Consider the following 19819-nt stretch of genomic DNA (forward strand, 5'->3'; position numbering starts at 1 on the left):
GCGAGCGAGGACGCTCGCACTACTACAATTTAACGATTTAAAACCCGTTTTAACGCCGATAAGAATAACAGAACATTTTCAGGACGGCTATTATATCCCATTAACCCAATTCGCCAAACTTGACCCGCTAATTCTCCTAAACCGTTGCCGATTTCAATATTATATTCGGTCAATAATTGACGAGAAATCGCTTTTCCATCCACCCCTTCAGGAATGCGAACCGTTGTTAATGTAGGTAAACGATAATCTTCGTGAACATGACAAACTAATCCCAAATCGTTTAACCCCTCCCATAATAATTTAGCATTAGTTAGATGACGATTCCAACTAGCTTCTAATCCTTCTTGGGCTAAAATTCTGAGAGCTTCTCGCAAGGCATAATTCATATTAACGGGGGCAGTATGGTGATAGACTCGATCCTGACCCCAATATTGAGACAGAAGCGATACATCTAAATACCAATTCGCCACTTTTGTTGAACGATTTTTTAATTTTTCAACAGCGCGAGGACTCATGGTAAACGGCCCTAAACCGGGGGGACAACCTAACCCTTTTTGACTACAACTATAAGATAAATCCACACCCCAACTATCCAAAAATAAGGGCACACCGCCTAAACTGGTAACGGTATCAACTAATAGCAAACAATCAAATTCTCGACACAATGCGCCCAACCCTTCCAACGGTTGACAAGCGCCTGTAGACGTTTCCGCATGAACTATTGCTAACACCTTGGGACGATGGGTTTCCAGCCCTTGCCGCAGTTCTTCCAAACTAAACACCCGACCCCAGGGTTTGACTAATTTTCGCACATCGGCCCCATAACGGCCCGCCATATCGACTAACCGATAGCCAAAATATCCCATTATCCCCACTAAAACCACGTCTCCAGGTTCAACAATATTCGCCAGAGTCGCCTCCATTGCAGCGCTTCCCGTCCCACTTATGGGGATAGTCATGGGGTTATCGGTTTGCCAAGCATAGCGCAACAGGGTTTGTACCTCGTTCATCAGTTGCAGAAAATAGGGGTCAAGGTGTCCGATGGGAGACATCGCCAGCGCTTGTAATACACGGGGGTTGGCATTGGATGGCCCCGGCCCTAATAACAGACGGGGAGGAACATTCAACTCTGGGGGAATAACTCGATTTTTATCATTAACCGCAGGTGAAACTAAACTCATAAATCATTTTTGACTCAATACTATTATTATGCTGTAGAATGATCTTAATTGATGTTAAGAAGATTGACATTTTTCTATTCAAGAAAACCGATGCAAGTCACTAAAACCTTATTTCAAAATAAAATCCTCAATAATGCTATTCGCAATTTTACCTTTCCTGATGATTTGCTAGACCGTCATGAAATTCTTCAACGTTGGATTAATACCTTAAAAGCAGGAACACTAGAAAAAGTTAAAGAAACGTCTTTACAAGGGGATTTTTTAAAAGATATTTTTCAGGATATTTTAGGATATCGGTCTGTGATTTCAGGAGAGGGGAAAACCTGGGAAATTCACGCCGAACAAACGATTTCTGATGGGGGTGGATTTGCTGATGGTGCGTTAGGATTATTTACAGCAATTGAAGGGAAAGCGGGAAAGGTTAAACTTCAGGGTAAAATTATTGCACCGATTGAATTAAAAAGTGCTAAAAACGATTTAGATCGACCTGCACCCGGACGCAAACTTTCTGCGGTTGAACAAGGTTGGCAATATGCGAATTATACTGAAAATTGTCGTTGGGTGATTGTCTCTAATTATCGAGAATTACGTCTTTATCAACTTACTAAGACACCCGCTTACTTTGAACGTTTTTTATTAACTGACTTAGAAGCGATCGCTAATTTCAAAAAGCTTTATTATTTACTCTGTCGGACTAACTTTTTACCCAAAACCGGACAACAACAATCTATTATAGATCGGTTATTGGCTGATTCCGATACCGCACAACAAGAAATTACAGAACAACTCTATCAAGATTATTATAATGTCCGAATTAATCTCGTTAATCATTTTTGCTTCACCGGGCCTAAAAATCTCCCAAATCGAGATAATATTTTAATTGAGAAAGCTCAAAAAACCTTAGATAGAATTTTATTTTTAGCCTTTTGTCAAGATAGAGGGTTATTACCTAAAAACACCCTAAATAATGCTCATGATTACAAAGATCCTTATCATACTAAATTAATTTGGGATAATTATAAATCAGTATTTTCTTGGGTCGATAAAGGAAATGAAGATCCGCCAATTCCAGGTTATAATGGGGGATTATTTGAACATGATCCGTTATTAGATGAACAGTTAACGGTTCCTGACCCGCTTTGTACACAACTCAAAAATTTAACTAAATATGACTTTGAAACTGAGGTTTCTGTTGATATTTTAGGACATATTTTTGAACAATCAATTACAGATTTAGAAGCCTTAAAAGCTAAAACTCAAAACCAAGATTTTAATCAAAAATCAGGGAAACGCAAAACCCAAGGAATTTTTTATACTCCAGCGTTTATTACTCAATATATTGTGCAGGTAGCCTTGGGAGCTTATCTCAAACAAAAAGAAGATGAATTGCGCGATCGCTTTCAATTAAATATTACCACAAAAACACCTAAAAAGCAACAAAAATCGGCAGAAATTGAATTTTGGCAAACCTATCGAGATCAAATTTTAAAACAAACCAAAGTTTGTGATCCCGCTTGCGGCTCTGGGGCATTTTTAATCGCGGCTTTTGATTATTTATTCCAAGATTATCAACGAGTTAATCAAGCCTTATCTTCCCTATTAATAACGCCAGAAACAGAGTTAGAACGTTTAGATACAATGATTTTAACTCAAAACTTATATGGAGTTGATTTATCGGCGGAGTCGGTCGAAATTACTAAATTATCCCTGTGGTTAAAAACGGCTGAACCTGGAAAATCCTTAACGGATTTAGATGATAATATTAAACAAGGTAATTCTATTATTGCTGATGCTGACTTTACCGATAAACCCTTTAACTGGGAAACAGAATTTCCAGAAGTCTTTGCTAAGGGTGGGTTTGATGTGGTGATCGGAAATCCTCCCTATGTCCGACAAGAATTATTATCTCCAATTAAACCCTATTTAAAAGATCATTATCAATCCTATAATGGGGTAGCTGATTTATACGCTTATTTCTATGAAAAAGGGTTAAATATCCTCAAACCTGCTGGAAAATTATCTTATATTGTTACGAATAAATGGTTAAAAGCGGGTTATGGTGAACCCTTGCGTCGGTTTTTTATTGAAAATAGCACTTTTGAGCAAATTATTGATTTTGGACACGCCCCAATTTTTGAGGATGCAGATACTTTTCCCTGTATTATATCGGTTTATAAACTATCTCCCTCTCAAGTTGAAACCACTGAACTCAAAACCTCTATTCCTTCTGAATTTAATGTTAAACTTTGTCCAATTCCAAAAGAAAAATTAGTTAATATTAACTTAACTCAATATGTCCAAAATCAAGGTTATGATGTGGCTTGGTCAAGGTTTACAAGTGAATCTTGGAATTTAGAACGTCCAGACGTTGAGGAGTTAATGAATAAAATTCAGCGTGTGGGAATTCCTCTTAAAGATTTCGCCGGAGTTAAACCGTTATATGGAATTAAAACTGGGTTAAATGAAGCCTTTTTAATTGATGATGAGACTAAAAATAAAATTGTTCAAGCTGACCCAAAATCCGCCGAAATTATTAAACCTTTACTCCGAGGTCAGGATATTAAACGGTGGTATTCTACATCAGAAAATTTATGGATAATTTTTACTAGACGAGGGTTAGAAATTGATGATTATCCGGCTATTAAAAATCATCTCAATTCCTATCGCCAAAAATTAGAACCTTGTCCTAAAAATTGGAATAAAAACCAAGAGGGGGAATGGTTGGGACGCAAAGCCGGTCATTATCAATGGTATGAAATTCAAGATGCAGTAGATTATTGGGAAATTTTGGAACAACCCAAAATCCTTTATCAAGAAATTAATACCTATCCAGCTTATACAATAGATAGGAACAATTACTATGTCAATAATAAAGTTTTTATTTTACCGAAGGCAGATTTTTATATTTGCGGTTGTCTTAACTCGCCTTTAGGTTGGTGGATAGCTTATCAATTATTTCCCAAAATGATCGGAGATTCTGTTACACCGCGTGGAGATTTAATGATTAATTTTCCTATCGGAGAACCTACAGATCAAATTCGTGATGAAGTTGAATCAATTGTTACTCGCTTAATTGAAATCACAAAAACAAATCAAACCGCTAATGATGATGTTTTAACTTGGTTACAAATTCAATATAAAGTTAAAAAAATTAGTCGAAAATTAGAAAGTTTTGCCGACCTGAGTTTTGAAGAATTAATCGAAGAAGTGATCAAACAATTACCAAAAAGTAAATCATCTGATCCTTTAGGAGTCAAAGGATTAAAATCAATACGAGAAGCTTATAACGAATATGTACCCGCCATTCAAACTCGCAAACAAGAAGCACTAAACTTAGAAAAACGGTTATCGGATTTAGTCAATCAAGCCTATCAATTAACCCCAGAAGAAATAGAATTAATCTGGAAAACAGCACCCCCTAGAATGCCCTTTTATCCCAGTTAATTTAACAGAAGATCCCTTTCTAGGGTATAGCACTACGCATTACAGTTAGGACACTTCTAAATCCAGCAAACTCATTCCCTGTTCCCTGTTCCCTGTTCCCTATTCCCTATTCCCTATTCCCTGTTCCCTGTTCCCTGCTATAAAAACACTAGCGATTCACCCCGGAGAATGGCAAAATTGAAAGGGTTTGGCTTTATATTAGCCAAGTAGCCTGTACATCTAATACAGTTATGAATATTCAAGAGATTTTTGCTAAGGGTGGGCCAGCAATGTGGCCGTTGCTGATTTTGTCCATCTTGTCGATGAGTGTGATCTTAGAACGCATTTGGTTTTGGATGACGACCCTCACCAAAGAAAAACAAATCGTTAACCGAGTTATTGACTCAGCGCGACGAGGACAATGGGGGAAGGCGCATCAAATTGCGAAACAATCTAGTAATCAACCTATGGGACGGTTTCTCTATGCACCCCTGCGGTTACAGTCTCCAGACCCGGAAGTGTTTCGTTTAGCGCTAGAAGCTGGAGCGGATGAAGAGTTAGCGTCCATGCGGCGTGGAGACAAAATTTTTGAGGCGGTAATTGCAATGGCGCCTCTATTGGGACTCTTGGGAACAGTATTAGGGTTAATTAACTCCTTGGGTTCGATTCGTTTGGGGGATATTGGGACTTCATCGGCTTCAGATGTTACCTTGGGGATTGCAGAAGCTTTAATTACAACAGCAACGGGATTAATTGTTGCGATTATAAGTTTGGCGTTTTATCGCTTGTTTCAGGGGTTAATGTTTAATCAAGCTAAAATATTCCGTAAAGCCGGAAATGAATTAGAATTGTTGTATCGTCAGAATTGGCCCTATGCCAAATCTCAGTTACAAATTCCTGACACTGAAGAAGAAGAGGAAGAAGAAACCGAAGAACCGATTCTGAAGCATTTACTGGTAGACCGAGAAAATAATAACTCGTCCGTAGAACCGGAAAAACCGATTAAACCCGCAGAACGATCTGAGTTTTTGGAGAAGGAAGACGATGGAAAATAAACGATTTTCAGGGCTAATATTCCGATTTATTCCTCGAAAAACTCCTAGAAATTAATTACAAAAAAACTGTTATGAAAATTAGAACAGATTCTCAAATTGATGAAGCTAGAATAGAATTAATTCCCTTAATTGATGTGGTGTTTTGTATTCTGACGTTCTTTATTTTGGCATCCCTACAATTAACTCGTCAACAGGCGATTAATGTGGATTTGCCAAAAGCAAGTACAGGGGAAACCCAAATGCAAAAAATGTTAATTGTGGGGATTGATCAAGCCGGACGAACCTATATTGAACAACAACTGGTTAACCTCGATCAATTAGACCGAGCATTATTACGATTTCGTCGTTGGAATCCGAATGGATTAATTGTATTATATGCCCCGAAAGAAGCCCTTTATAATGATGTTGTTAGCATTTTAGACCGTTTAAGAGCCATTGGCGGCGAACGAGTCGCCCTCGCTACCTTACCCAGTTCTCAGGAAATTCAACCCCCCACAAACCCTTTAAACCCCACCTTAACCCCTCCTAATCCCTCTAATCTTACCCCGCCTTTTGCCCCGACAACACCCAATTCCGGGGATACACTTCCCTCCATTTCTCCGATTTCTCCCACCCTTCCTAACAGTCCTAACCGTCTTCCTTCACAGAATAGTCCGGTCTTAACCCCTTCAATTCCTGAACCTGATAACACTAATCCTTTACTTCCTCAACTCCCTTCTTCTGATAATACTTTTCCCTCTGAAGGTGAAGGACAAAAAGGATTTTAAAACCCACCATCAACCTACAAAAAAGACCAGCGCAAAATTTAAGTTGCTGGTCTATATTTATGGATACCGTTGTTGTTTTGATTTGAAGAAACCTAAACGCCGCGTTCTTCATCTGCCTGCGGGTAGAAATTTTCAAATCTCACATTAACTATTGTATCAAGAGTGACTCATTTTTTTTACAAAAATTCATTTTTATCTTATCCCCGATTAGCTTGTTGAATTTGTTGATTGTACATCGAGCGTAACACACGCGCGGGATCAACCCAACGGCCACTATGTTTTAAACCCCAATGCAGGTGAGGGCCTGTTGTTCGTCCCGTCATCCCGACTCTAGCAATTCTCGTCCCCGAAGGAATTTGTTGACCTTCCCAGAGTTGAATTCCGCCTGCTCGGTCAATAAAATAAGTCCCTTGACTGGTTTTTTCCACGCTGCCTTGAACATGACAATAAATATGTTCCCATTGACCGGACTGAATTGCAATTCCCGTCCCACAACGGCCATCTTGCCAAACTTCTACCACTGTCCCTTGCCACCAGTTGCGAATATAACTGCCTTGAGGTGCTGCTAAATCTAAACCATAATGAAAACCTTCACCCCGATATCCAAAAGCAGAGGTATATTCTTGAAAGCTTTCCACAGGAAAGGATGCTCCTGACCAGTTTATACCCGTCGCCACTTCAGTATTTTGAGCTTTAGCGAACTGTTGTTTCCATCCCAGTCCCAGAAAACTTAGACCCATTAATCCTGCGAGTAAAACAAGTTTATGGGGACGCGATAATTTAGATTTTGCCATTCAGGTTTGACTCCTCGATCACCAAAAAGGGTTGTTAGTCGAATTTTTTATAACTTTTCAGTACAGAACACCCAGGCATCAGGGTGTATTGTACTCGATTTTGGTTAATTGTTAACCTGATCGACACCCAGCACCCGATACCCAGTTTAAATGCCTAGCAATTAATTAAGCATTGGCCCCTTTGCCAAAGAATTTTGGAGGTTCAGCTAAGGTATAAATTTCGGTTTCGGCTGCGATCGCAGCCCGCAGATGTTTAGGGACTTGTAACATTCCTAACATTGTTGTTCCATCAAACATCCGTAACCCTCCGACGGTTTGGTCTTGCAAAATTTGATCCACCGTCTCCGGTTCAGGACGGGTATTAATCGGTTGGTTGGAAACGATAATAAAACTCCAAGGACTTCCGTAAGTTGAAATATAACTGGTATAGGAATGAACATGGGGAAAAACCGTTTTCAGGGTATTCACCAGGCGGACGTGGAGTTTCATTTCATTGGGAGAAACGGGGCCAGCTTGAATTACCCCATAGCCATCGGGAGTCAAAATTTGACGAATTTTTTCAAAATATTCTTTAGTGAAAAGTTTGAATGAGGGCCCATCTTCAATCGGATCGGATAAATCCGAAATCACAATATCCCATTTTTCTTGAGTCTGATCTAAAAAGTCGATGGCATCCCCGATAATTAGTTGTGTGCGCGGATCATCAAAGGCATTTTGGTGCATTTCTGGGAGATGTTCTTTACAAGCTTCGACCACCTCCCCATCCAAGTCAATCATCGCTACACATTCAATAGTTTTCCAGCGTAATACCTCCCGAATGGTCGCGCCTTCTCCCCCACCCAAAACCGCAACTTTTTGGGGAGAACCATGATAAACCGAGGCGACATGGACTAAGGGTTCGTGGTAGAGAAATTCATCTCCAGTACAAGATTGCCATTTCCCATCAAGAACTAAGGCTTTTCCGTAAGCGCCTGTTTCGACGACATACATATCTTGATAAGGCGTTTTTTTATAGGCTAATACTTTGGTAATTCCATGAACATAAATATCCCAAGGTGTGATATACTCACTCACCCAAAAATCGGCTTGGAGTTCGCTACCCGACATAATCACTTCTCCTACAAATATACAGATCCAATGTTCCAGGGTAGAACATTCTGTACTGATCACAAAATGTTATCCGATTTTAAGCACACACAACCCTTAAACCGTTCTGCTTTAACTGTTTTAATTTTAAATTAAAAAAAATTTAATCATAGATTAATAAAAGGTTAAAAATCGGTCATTTTTATTCCTAAGCGGATAGCGGTTTAAACTTTATCACCTCAAATGTCTGATCGTCGATACCCGACACCCAAAAACCATCTTCACCTTGCAGTAGAAAGGGGTCAGAGGGTATAAATTTTAACTCACGATTTTAATCTGGAGTTCTACCCTGCTCCGTTTTGTTTGTCAACTCTGTTTTGTCCTAGAAAAATGATAGGAGGGATCGTCAGTTTTTCTGGGGTTTGAAAAGTTTTTATAGAAGTAAAATAATGGAGTTGACAAAATCTCTATCTTCAGAAAGATGACTTGATTTATACTAGGACTTAGTGAAACAACCTCTATTGATAAAACAGAACGAGTTGAAATGCAATTCTCAGGAGTTGATTACACTTTTCAGTAATAGGAATAAATTACCTCTGTTGAATAAGTCTAAACTTTCCTTAATTTTTAGACAATCATGAACATAATGCTGCATACTAAAAAATGACAAACAAATTCTGCCTGACTGCCTAATGAACACTAAGACCGTAAACTATGCTCCTATGGCTCCTGTGCCCCATTGGGATGCAAAACTCTACGACAGTCATCATAGCTTTGTCTCTAACTTAGCGGTGGATCTCTTGGAATTGCTTGATCCCCGTGCAGGAGAACACATCCTCGATCTCGGTTGTGGCACAGGTCATCTGAGTTACAAAATTACAAATACTGGGGCTGAAGTTATCGGAATTGACAAAGCCTCAACCCAGATTAAACGAGCCAATCAAACTTACCCCAATCTAAATTTATGGGTGGCGGATGGATCGAACTTAGTCTGGACTGAACAGTTTGATGCAGTTTTCTCCAACGCGGTTTTACATTGGATTCAACAACCTGAAAAAGTCATCGCTGGGGTTTGGCGAGCATTGAAACCAGGAGGGCGTTTTGTTGCAGAATTTGGAGGAAAGGGGAATGTTGATACAATTATTACGGCAATTTATGCGGCTTTAGATGCAGCCGGATACCCGGAAAACAAAACGCTGAATCCTTGGTATTTTCCCAGTATTTCTGAATATGGAACGCTCTTAGAAGCAACAGGATTTCAGTTAAAGTTGGCAACTTTGATGGAGCGTCCCACCCCATTAAATGATAGCGAAAAAGGGTTAAGACATTGGCTGAGAATGTTTGCAGATAGCTTTTTTCAGGGAATTCCGGCATCGGAACAACTGCATATTATTACTGATATCGAAACGCATTTGCGCCCCAAATTATTCAAGAATGGGACATGGATTGCTGACTATAAGCGGATTCGGATTGTAGCCACTAAAATTAAGGATTGAACCCAATATCTAATGGAAAAGGGGGAATTGAGTTGAGTGTTTCCCCCTTCTGATCCCTTGAATTTTTAGAACTGATTAATATGCGGCTATTCTGGAAAATCCGGCAAAATCCAGGTAGGAAGTGGCGTTCTTTTCTTCAGTCAACAGTCAACAGTTAACAATGAATAATTTTATACAACGTTTAAAAAATTTACCCTGGTCATCTTTATTGCAAAGTGTCGCCCTGACTTATTTAATTGTTGCGATCGCAGAAATTCTGATGATTTGGGGAATTACTCAATCAAAAGCTTTGCAAAAAATGATGGCAATTTTATATGCCCCTCCCTTGGGGTTGTTAATTTTATTCGGTGTGGGTGTTGGGGTAGGAGCTTTGGTAATTTATTTAATCGAAATTCGTCCTTCTAAAGTTTTCCTCAATACAACTTGTATTTGGGTACTTTTCCCTTGCTTATTAGTAACTTTATTTATCTATAAATCCATCTTCCCGCCCGTTCTTTTATTAAGTACATCTCAAATCACGATTATGGGAATTTTAATTGGTTTGTTTTGGAAAGGAAGACCCTACTGGCGATAATTCTTTGATTACTCTCCCACAATTCTTAATCCTTCTCGATAATGAGCGATCGCTGTAATCACAGCAATGGCAAAATAAAATAGCCGAATTCCCCAAAAACAAATTCCCATAATTAAGGTAATTAAAGTTGGGGGAATTCCACTCACCCGAACAAATTTAGAGTTAACTTGTTTCTCTAAACGTTCTAATTCCTGCATTTGAACTTGTCGCGTCGGAATCATGGGAAATCGTCCGGTATATAAATAAAAACCGAAGATCCCCTCCTGATTAATCCGGCGTTTTAGAAAGGTATCCGCAACCATTTTTGCTTGAGAAACCGGGATTTCATCATCATGAGCAATATCCTCCACCCAAAGATTGTATTTCACAATTTGAGGAACAGCTAAAATAATCGGGATTAAAATAATCAGAAAAAATGTACTAATTTTTCGCGCATTTTGAATGGGTAATAAACGGGTTGCTAATCCTAATCCCATACCCACAATCGCAAATACCAAAATATTAAGTAAATCAATAATTTCTAAACCCCGAAGCAAATCACCAAACATGAAAATGGGGTAAATAAATTGATGGGCGAGTTTCAGGACTAAAACCTTGATGGTAATCGCTACAACCGCGAGAACGACTACACAGGAGACAAACATGAAGGCGCATAAGATATAAACCGTAATGCGCTTCAGCAGTTTGAAAAACTTCATTGAACCGATTTATGAATTAGGGTTGAGAGGGGGATTGAGTTAGGTTTTGTTGGGCTAGTTGGGTGATTTGGGCGATCGCCATTTCTGAAGGAAGGGGTTGACCTTCCGGGTGTAACCACAACAGGTACTCAATATTCCCTGCTGGGCCTTGAATCGGCGACCACGTTAAACCTCGATATTGCCATCCTAATGTTAGGGCAGCACAACCTACTTGAAAGATAGCATGGGCTTGATCGCCAGCATCTCGGACAACGCCTTTTTTGCCCACCTTTTCTTTGCCCACTTCAAATTGAGGTTTTACTAACAGTACCACTTCTCGATTCGGCTTTAACAGTTGCCACAACGGGGACAAAATTTTGGTTAAGGAAATAAATGATACATCTACAACGGCAAACTCCGCATAAGCTTCTGGAGGTGTATCCGATTCAATGGCTAAATCTCCGTACAATTGACTAGGGGTTAAATAGCGCAGATTTGTGCGTTCTTTCAAACGGACTCTGGGATCATTTCTGATTCCCCAGTCACATTGTCCATAACCGACATCAACGCCATAAACTTGTTTCGCCCCCGCTTGTAATAAACAATCGGTAAACCCCCCCGTGGAAATTCCCCCATCCAGACAAATGCGATCGCGCACATCAATATTAAATTCTGCCAGGGCTTTAGCCAGTTTTTCTCCTCCTCTGGAGACAAAACGCGATCGCTGTTTAACTTGAATCTCGGCTTCTGTATTAACTTCTGTTCCCGGTTTATCAATTACCTGTCGATTGACTAAAACTGATCCCGCCCGGATAAAGCGTTGAGCTTGTTGGCGAGACTCACATAAATTGCGATCTACTAATAAAGTATCGAGTCGTTGTTTCACGCTTGGTTTTAGAACAGGGAACAGGGAACAGGGAACAGGGAACAGGGAACAGGGAATAGGAGGGAATAGGGAATAGGAGGGAATAGGGAATAGGAGGGAATAGAAAAAAGTTATTACCCACCCGATCAAGTATTTGTAGCAAACATTAAAGGATGGAATATTACTATCCAATTTTACGATTTGACGCTGTGATCGCTATCACTTGATTTGTTGAGATTAATCTCAATTAAACCGTAAAAATATCACTGTTTATAATTAAAATCCAGAGGTTAATGGAGTTAAAGGTTGTGTTAGATTAAACAGGAGAAACCCCTAACTTTTAGTTAGGCTGGTCAACTATTATGTCATGTGAGGCATAAAGCCCCGCCACTTCAGTACGGGGTGCTGACATTATTTATCCAAATGGCACAGTAGAAATGACGACAACAGAAAATATCCATCATAACCCGACTCAACACAATCTGAAAACCTGTGTAGTTTGGGGCCGATTTGAAGAATTCTAATTTTCCGTCCTAGACAATAGGAAATGAATTAAGGCGATGCTCCTAAGAGTGAAATGCGATCGCCCTATATCTATGTGAACTACCCACACTTCTCTACGAGTAAGTGTGGGCTTCTGATTTCTCAGCCCGATGCCCTTTCACCGTTCGGCTGAGGCTCACGGCTGAAGCCTTGCGGTTATCCGGTCTTACACAGGCTCTATCAGCAGAGACGGGGTTCCCTCCGCCTTTATTCTTAATTCTGATCCCCTCATTCCTGATGTTAAGCGCAGCGTTACCGTCACGGTCATGATGAGTATTGCAATTTGGACAATCCCATTCTCTGATATTCAGAGGTAGCACATCCACTATATGACCACAACTCGAACAAGTTTTGGAACTGGGGAAGAAGCGATGAATCTCTATAAGTTCACCGTCTTTTTGTTGAAGTTTGTAGTCTATAAAATTAACAAAGATTCCCCATCCCACATCAGATATTGATTTTGATAGCTTCCGGTTCTTAACCATCCCCTTAACGTTGAGGTTTTCAACGACAATAATTTGGCTTTCATCTACCAAATTTCTTGATAATTTATGCAAGAAATCTTGGCGGGAATTGGCGATTTTCTCATGAACCTTAGCTACAATTTTTCTAAATTTCTCCCTGGATTTACTTCCTTTGTTTTTTCGAGAGAGTTTTTTCTGTTTTCGGGCTAGATTTTTCTGGTGACGATATAAATGTTTAGGGTTAGTATATTTAGTTGCGCTATCTCCGTCATGAACAATTGCAAAATCTTTTAACCCCAGATCAATAGGGAGCATTCCTTTGTAAGTTACCAACTTTAAGCTTTTTCCTGTTTCTTGATAGTGCTGAATACAGGCATTTAAGGCAAAGTTCCAATACCACCTTGCACAACCAAATGACTTAGCTAATGCTAATTCCTGTTCGGATGTCGGGTAGAGTCTAACCTTTACTGCCTTAAGCACTTTAAATCACCTCCTTTTTTTAATGATCACCAATTATTGAACATTCTAGTCCCTGACCGCAATTCATCCCACGCTGCCCTAACGGGTCAGACGTGGGGCACTCTTTGCGGAAGAAGCTAAAATCTAAAAATGGCATCACCCCAGAAACCCTTAACCAACAAAAAACTGAGGTTAATCTAATAGTCGGGGTTGCCGAGATGAGTTTGCCAAAAAGGAATCAGCGTTCGTGAATGCAATCGCTTGAAAAAAATTGAGTAAAGGATTAAATATCCTGTTCACCCAATTCCCGAATTAAATGATCAAAAGGCTGTTCTAAATAGTCTCCGGTAGGGAGTCCGGCGGCGGCAACCTGTTCAGCGACTAAATCTTTGAGAATACCGATACCAGCAACGGTAGGGCCAACAGGAACATTTAAAGAATTGTAAGTTTCGCGTAACCCTTGGAGTACCCGTTCATCTAAAACATCCATATCGCCTGCCACCAAAGCATAGCTGGCATAACGCAGATAATAGTCCATATCGCGTAAACAGGCTGCATAACGACGGGTGGTGTAAGCATAACCACCGGGACGAATCAACTCAGGGACTTGACTGAACAAATCAGAACCCGCTTGTTTGACCAAAGCCGCTGCGTTGCTATTAATCACAGCAGCCGCTTGCACTCGTACCGTACCGGTTGAAAAATAGGACTTGAGTTGATCGAGAGCATCCCGATCTAAATACCGACCCGTTCTGTCGTAATTTTTTATTAAGCTTGTAACGGCATCTCGCATGATGGCTATCTCCTTTATAATATCATTTCAATTATTCTGAAGCCGCGACGTGCTGTATTGTAGCACTCAATACAAAACTTAATCAATCTGAGTCACTATGATCAGCCAGATGCTTTGTCAGCCCAACGGCCAAGCCTTTCAGAGATAATCAAGATTTTTGAGGAGATATTCATTCATGCCTGAGACTGCCCAAGAGGTTTTATCGATCATCGAAGACCAAAAGATTCAAATGATTGACCTGAAATTCGTGGATATGCTAGGAACCTGGCAGCATCTAACGGTACACAACAGCCAAATCGATGAATCCTCCTTTACAGATGGTGTACCGTTTGATGGTTCCAGCATTCGCGGTTGGAAAGCCATTAATGAATCTGATATGTCAATGGTATTAGATCCAAAAACAGCTTGGATCGATCCCTTCATGGCAGAACCGACTCTCAGCATCATTTGTAGTATTCAAGAACCGCGTACTGGGGAACCCTACAACCGTTGTCCCCGTGTTATTGCCCAGAAAGCCGTAGATTATTTAGTGTCCACAGGGATTGGTGATACGGCATTCTTTGGCCCGGAAGCGGAATTTTTCATTTTTGATGATGTTCGCTACGATCAAACTCAACATTGTGGCTATTACTATGTTGATTCGGTTGAAGGTCGTTGGAATTCGGGAAGGGAAGAAGCAGGTGGAAATTTAGCTTACAAACCGGGCTACAAAGAAGGGTATTTCCCTGTAGCGCCGACGGATACTTTCCAAGATATCCGTACTGAAATGCTGTTAACAATGGCCAAATGTGGAGTTCCCATTGAAAAACATCACCATGAAGTGGCTACGGGTGGACAGTGCGAACTGGGTTTCAAATTTGGAACTCTAATTGAAGCCGCCGATAACTTGATGATCTACAAATATGTGATCAAAAACGTCGGTAAAAAATACGGCAGAACTGTCACTTTCATGCCTAAACCCGTTTTTGCGGATAATGGCTCTGGGATGCACACCCACCAATCGATTTGGAAAGATGGTCAACCTCTGTTTGCTGGCGATAAATATGCCGGATTCAGCGAAATGGGGCTGTGGTACATCGGCGGTATTCTCAAACACGCTCCGGCGTTGTTAGCTTTGACCAACCCCAGCACCAATTCCTACAAACGCTTAGTTCCTGGGTATGAAGCTCCGGTGAACTTGGCTTACTCTCAAGGAAACCGTTCGGCTTCTGTGAGGATTCCTCTGGCTGGAAACAACCCCAAAGCCAAGCGTTTAGAGTTCCGGTGTCCTGATGCTACTGCTAACCCCTATATGGCGTTTGCAGCGATGCTCTGTGCTGGAATCGATGGGATTAAGAACCAAATTGATCCAGGGGAACCCTTGGATGTGGATATTTATGATCTCAGTCCTGAAGAACTGCGGAAGATTCCTTCCACTCCAGGTTCTTTAGAATTGGCGTTGGAAGCGTTGGAGAATGATCACGCCTTCTTAACTGAACCCGGTGTGTTTACCGAAGACTTTATTGCCAACTGGATTTCCTACAAACTGGACAACGAAGTCAACCCCACCCGGTTACGTCCGACTCCCTACGAGTTTGCGCTCTATTACGATTGTTAATTTTTGTTAAACTCGTTTGAGTTATTGACAGCCACCCTAGCGGTGGCTTTTTTTGATTTATAGCAGGGGAGAGGGAACAGGGAACAGGGAACAGGGAACAGGGGAAGCAGGGGAGGCAGGGGAGGCAGGGGAGGCAGGGGGGAGCGTCCTCGCTCGCCAACAGTCAACAGTCAACAGTCAACAGTCAACAGTCAACAACGATAAATTCTTCTTGAAAATAAAGGCGATACAGTTCACAACTGGGTTCAATCTGATCACCCTTAAACGTAATTAAACCCATACTGTCTAATTTGTAGGCTAAGGTTGAGTCGATTTTACCTGAACCTTCTGTGGTAATTACCTGTTCAAAGGCAGCTTTCAGTTGAGGGTCTTGATTCAGGGAAACCAACAGACGGCGGAGATGATTTCTATAAATTCCAGAGGTTGTGGGTGCTTGTTGCAGCAGTTGTTCGAGTTGGGCTTTGGGTGTTGCATTTAGATCAAGTTCGGGTTCCAATACGAATGTAATATTGTCACGGGATGCAGAGATGAGATGATACATTGCCAATTGCACTAAATACGGATGTCCCCCGACCATTGCCATTAATTGTTGAATTTCCAGATCACCCGTCCAATCTAATTGATAACATTTAGCTAGTTCTTGTACTTGTTCGTGAGTAAAATAGGGTAAACTCAACGGTAATCCAATATTAAATGGAGATTGATGTAAGTTGAGAGGAACATAAATTTCGGTGGAGTACGCAACAATTAAGCGAAGTTTTTGCCAATTTTTAATTTTACGAGCTTCTTCATACCAAAATCGCAGCATCGGAAAAAATTCTTTAGCGAGTTCAGGATATTCAAAAATTCGATTCACTTCATTTAATGCTAATACAATAGGCTCTTGAATTTTGTCGAGAAGATAATTTTGAAAATAAATCGTACAACTAACTTTACTCCCAATATCTTCATCCCAATAGTCTTCTAAATGGGATTCTAAATTTAAGCCGTGACTAACATTGGCACAGAACCAACGCAAGAATTTATTTAAGTCTGTAAATAAATATTCTTCTGCCTGATTAAAATCTAAACTAATGGTTCGATAGTTCAGTTCTTCCCCATAGGCTAGAATTCTTAACAATAATGAACTTTTACCCATTTTTTGGGGGGCTTTAATCCGAAGCACAGAACCGGGTTCCATAATTTCTGTAAAGGCGAGTTCCTCAACGGGAGGACGGGGAATATAGAACCGAGAGGTGAGGGACAAAGGACAATCAGGAAATTCCAGGGGATTTTTGCGGCTGAAACTGGGTAGGGGTGAAAATTGTCGAATTAATTGTTGTTGGGTATGGGTGAGTTCCCGGAATTCTAGGTTTTTGCGAAAGTTGGCTTTATTAATCGGTTCATTTAATACCTGACTCAGTAAAATCCACAATTCAGCCGCAACTTTTCTAACTCGTTCTGGGCCATAGTAAGCTTCCTGGGCAATAATATTGTAGGTTTTACCCTCCCACGCTTGTCGCAAGATCAGTTCTTGAAGGCGAGTCAAGGGCTTAGGGAGCATTACATTAAGGACTAGAACCACATCGTCGATTGTCATTGAGTAGATATGAGAAGAAAGGGGCGGTCTATCATTGAAATTCGACAATTAGTATAAACTAATACAGAGTCTTTTTTTTGTTGTCTATGTAAATTGTATTATATATTGACAGAAAAAAGCAAATGTGCTAAATCAAGTGTACTCAAAACGAAAGTCAATGTAGCTGATTCTCTCAACTGATTGCCGGATTCGTCTCAACAGTGGCTCTAGGGGTCTATATTAATTGTTTCTGAGTTGGGGGGAAAATTCTCCTAACTTCAACTCAAGATCAGGATAAACTTTAAAATATTTTAGTTGTTTCTACCCAACTCAAAAGATTACCAAACTGTTAAAATTGGATATTAATGGCGTTGATTAATCGGGGAATATTAACCTGTGACTCTATCCCGTTCCTAATCAGGTTTAAAATTGAAGTCAAGCTTTTTCAACTCCCAGCTATTTAGGTTAAGTTATATCAGGTGCTTAATCATTGAGCTAAAAATTTTGATCACCCTTGTTTTAACAGTGTCTTGTTTCCAGAAATTTCTTAATTTAGAAAACAAATTAAAATAAACAATAGAAGGATTGTACATCTGGAATAAAAATGCTATAGAGCTATTATATCTCTACTTTAATTGTCCTATTTACAACTCATTTTAGCAGTCTATCCTTTATGAATAATGTCTTGGATTCCGGTGAAACTAAAAATATTCTAGTTGTCGATGATACCCTCGATAATTTAATATTTTTATCTGCAATTTTAGAAAGTAAAGGATACTGTGTTTATACCGCAAATGATGGGAAAAGTGCGATTTCCTTAGCAATGAATTATCCTCTTGATTTGATTTTACTGGATATTATCATGTCGGACATGAATGGTTATGAAGTTTGTAAGCAATTAAAATCCTGTAAACAAACCTCGAAAATACCGATCATTTTTATGAGTGGATTATCCCATGTTGACGATAAAGTTAAAGCCTTTAAAATGGGTGGGGTAGATTTTATTTCTAAACCCTTTCAATATCAAGAAGTTATGGTTAGAGTGGAACATCATTTAGAATTAAATCAAATTCAAAAACAACTGATTAATCTTAATTTACAGTTGGAAGAACGGGTTCAAGAAAGAACATTACAACTTGAACAAGCTAATGAGCAATTACTAAAAATAGTGCTTCACGATTCCTTGACAGGCTTATTGAATCGGAGAGCTTTTATACAACAATTAAAACAAGCTTTTCAACAAAATCAAACTCACCTAGATCAACCCTATGCTATTTTATTTTTAGACTGCGATCGCTTCAAATTCGTGAATGATTCTTTAGGTCATTTTGCTGGGGATGAATTACTGATTGCGATCGCTCAACGTTTACAAAGTTTTTTAGATCCTCCTGACCTAATTGCTCGCTTAGGGGGTGATGAATTTGTAATCTTATTAAATCCGCTTAGACATCGTGATCCTCAACACATTGCCAATCAAATTTTAGAATCCTTTTCCCATCCTTTCCGCCTAGGAATCCGAACGGTTTTTATTAATTTTAGTATCGGTCTTGCTATCTCCAATCCAAGTTATCAAAAACCCGAAGATTTGTTACGAGATGCAGATACAGCACTGTATCAAGCAAAGGCATTAGGAAAAGGTCGCTATCAACTATTTGAGCCAGAAATGTATCAAGCTGTTTTGCAACGATTACAATTAGAAACAGATCTGAGAAAAGCACTGGTTAATCAGGAATTCAGCGTTCACTATCAACCGATTATTTCCCTAAACTCAGGAATAATTATTGGGTTTGAAGCCTTAATTCGTTGGCATCATCCAACTCAAGGCTTAATTCCTCCGGGTTTATTTATTCCGATTGCTGAAGAAACAGGTTTAATTGCTCGAATTGGGGAATGGGTATTACGAGAATCTTGTCATCAAGTTTCAGCTTGGAAAAAACAACGCTTAAGTGATTATCCCTTAACGGTAAGTGTGAATTTATCAGCTTTACAATTTTCTCAAGAAAATTTAATTAAACAAATTGATAATATTTTAGATGAAAGCCAACTTGAACCTCAATATTTAAACCTAGAAATCACAGAAAGTGCGATTTTAGATCATCCAGAAACCGCTTCCGATATTTTAAAACAATTCAAAAAACGGCGAATTAACTTAAGTATTGATGATTTTGGGACAGGTTATTCATCCCTAAGTTATCTGCATTCTTTTCCGGTAGACACCCTAAAAATTGATCGTTCTTTTATTACTCCTATTGACGATAATCCTAACACCCTAGGATTAGTTCCCGTGATTATTAGTTTAGTTCAAACCCTAGGAATGAATGTGATTGCAGAAGGAATAGAAACTGCACAACAACTCGATCAATTAAGAAAGCTGAACTGTAATGCAGGTCAAGGATATCTTTTTTCTAAACCTGTTAATAGTCAAACAGCAACCCATCTGATTCAATCTTCCCCACACTGGTAATAAAGTTAGTATAATTAACATAA

General features: G+C 39.7%; 15 protein-coding genes. 7 read left to right on the plus strand and 8 right to left on the minus strand.

Translation table 11 applies throughout. From position 1 onward, the window contains the following. Window positions 1-29 precede the first annotated feature (29 nt). The gene (locus PL8927_RS17855; RefSeq protein WP_083624241.1) at window positions 30-1181 is read right to left on the minus strand and encodes a pyridoxal-phosphate-dependent aminotransferase family protein; all 1152 of its coding nucleotides are present in this window, start codon (window positions 1179-1181) and stop codon (window positions 30-32) included. Between the two features lie 90 nt (window positions 1182-1271). Between PL8927_RS17855 and PL8927_RS17860 the strand changes: the two genes are divergently transcribed. The 3 genes from PL8927_RS17860 to PL8927_RS17870 all read left to right on the plus strand — a co-directional run bounded on the left by PL8927_RS17860 (window position 1272) and on the right by PL8927_RS17870 (window position 6426). Further along, window positions 1272-4625, plus strand: a complete 3354-nt coding sequence (locus PL8927_RS17860) for an Eco57I restriction-modification methylase domain-containing protein (protein ID WP_083624244.1) — start codon at window positions 1272-1274, stop codon at window positions 4623-4625. 230 nt (window positions 4626-4855) lie between these two features. Then, complete coding sequence (locus tag PL8927_RS17865) at window positions 4856-5659, plus strand: MotA/TolQ/ExbB proton channel family protein (RefSeq protein WP_083624246.1); 804 nt, start codon at window positions 4856-4858, stop codon at window positions 5657-5659. Between the two features lie 71 nt (window positions 5660-5730). Beyond that, window positions 5731-6426, plus strand: coding sequence for an ExbD/TolR family protein (locus PL8927_RS17870; protein WP_083624249.1), 696 nt, complete (start codon window positions 5731-5733; stop codon window positions 6424-6426). Between the two features lie 197 nt (window positions 6427-6623). Here the strand turns inward: PL8927_RS17870 and PL8927_RS17875 are convergent, their stop codons facing one another. Both PL8927_RS17875 and PL8927_RS17880 read right to left on the minus strand, forming a co-directional pair. After that, complete coding sequence (locus PL8927_RS17875) at window positions 6624-7220, minus strand: M23 family metallopeptidase (RefSeq protein ID WP_156093233.1); 597 nt, start codon at window positions 7218-7220, stop codon at window positions 6624-6626. Between the two features lie 165 nt (window positions 7221-7385). Beyond that, window positions 7386-8327, minus strand: a complete 942-nt coding sequence (locus tag PL8927_RS17880; protein ID WP_083624252.1) for a spermine/spermidine synthase domain-containing protein — start codon at window positions 8325-8327, stop codon at window positions 7386-7388. Window positions 8328-8998: 671 nt separating this feature from the next. Between PL8927_RS17880 and PL8927_RS17885 the strand changes: the two genes are divergently transcribed. Then, window positions 8999-9802 carry a class I SAM-dependent methyltransferase gene (locus tag PL8927_RS17885; protein ID WP_083624255.1) on the plus strand — a complete coding sequence of 268 codons (804 nt, stop codon included), beginning with the start codon at window positions 8999-9001 and terminating at the stop codon, window positions 9800-9802. Between the two features lie 160 nt (window positions 9803-9962). Beyond that, window positions 9963-10376: a peptide chain release factor 1 gene (locus PL8927_RS17890; protein WP_156093234.1), complete on the plus strand. Its 414-nt coding sequence runs from the start codon at window positions 9963-9965 to the stop codon at window positions 10374-10376. Window positions 10377-10384: 8 nt separating this feature from the next. On the opposite strand, the gene PL8927_RS17895 is transcribed toward PL8927_RS17890, so the two are convergent. From PL8927_RS17895 to apcB, 4 genes are all read right to left on the minus strand, one after another. After that, entirely contained in the window at window positions 10385-11074 is a 690-nt protein-coding gene (locus PL8927_RS17895; RefSeq protein WP_083624264.1) for a hypothetical protein, read from the minus strand. Window positions 11075-11090: 16 nt separating this feature from the next. Then, the gene (locus PL8927_RS17900) at window positions 11091-11939 is read right to left on the minus strand and encodes a TlyA family RNA methyltransferase (RefSeq protein ID WP_083624266.1); all 849 of its coding nucleotides are present in this window, start codon (window positions 11937-11939) and stop codon (window positions 11091-11093) included. Window positions 11940-12535: 596 nt separating this feature from the next. Further along, window positions 12536-13405, minus strand: coding sequence for an RNA-guided endonuclease TnpB family protein (locus tag PL8927_RS17905; protein WP_083624269.1), 870 nt, complete (start codon window positions 13403-13405; stop codon window positions 12536-12538). Window positions 13406-13667: 262 nt separating this feature from the next. Beyond that, entirely contained in the window at window positions 13668-14177 is a 510-nt protein-coding gene (apcB, locus tag PL8927_RS17910; RefSeq protein ID WP_083624271.1) for an allophycocyanin subunit beta, read from the minus strand. A 175-nt stretch (window positions 14178-14352) separates the two neighbouring features. Between apcB and glnA the strand changes: the two genes are divergently transcribed. Further along, complete coding sequence (glnA, locus tag PL8927_RS17915) at window positions 14353-15774, plus strand: type I glutamate--ammonia ligase (protein ID WP_083624276.1); 1422 nt, start codon at window positions 14353-14355, stop codon at window positions 15772-15774. A 184-nt stretch (window positions 15775-15958) separates the two neighbouring features. On the opposite strand, the gene PL8927_RS17920 is transcribed toward glnA, so the two are convergent. After that, window positions 15959-17353, minus strand: coding sequence for an AAA-like domain-containing protein (locus tag PL8927_RS17920; protein ID WP_083624279.1), 1395 nt, complete (start codon window positions 17351-17353; stop codon window positions 15959-15961). A 652-nt stretch (window positions 17354-18005) separates the two neighbouring features. Here PL8927_RS17920 and PL8927_RS17925 point away from each other — a divergent pair. Continuing rightward, window positions 18006-19796 carry a GGDEF/EAL domain-containing response regulator gene (locus PL8927_RS17925; RefSeq protein ID WP_083624281.1) on the plus strand — a complete coding sequence of 597 codons (1791 nt, stop codon included), beginning with the start codon at window positions 18006-18008 and terminating at the stop codon, window positions 19794-19796. The last annotated feature ends 23 nt before the right edge of the window (window positions 19797-19819 follow it).

It is taken from the genome of Planktothrix serta PCC 8927, assembly GCF_900010725.2.
Taxonomy (GTDB): Bacteria; Cyanobacteriota; Cyanobacteriia; order Cyanobacteriales; family Microcoleaceae; genus Planktothrix; species Planktothrix serta.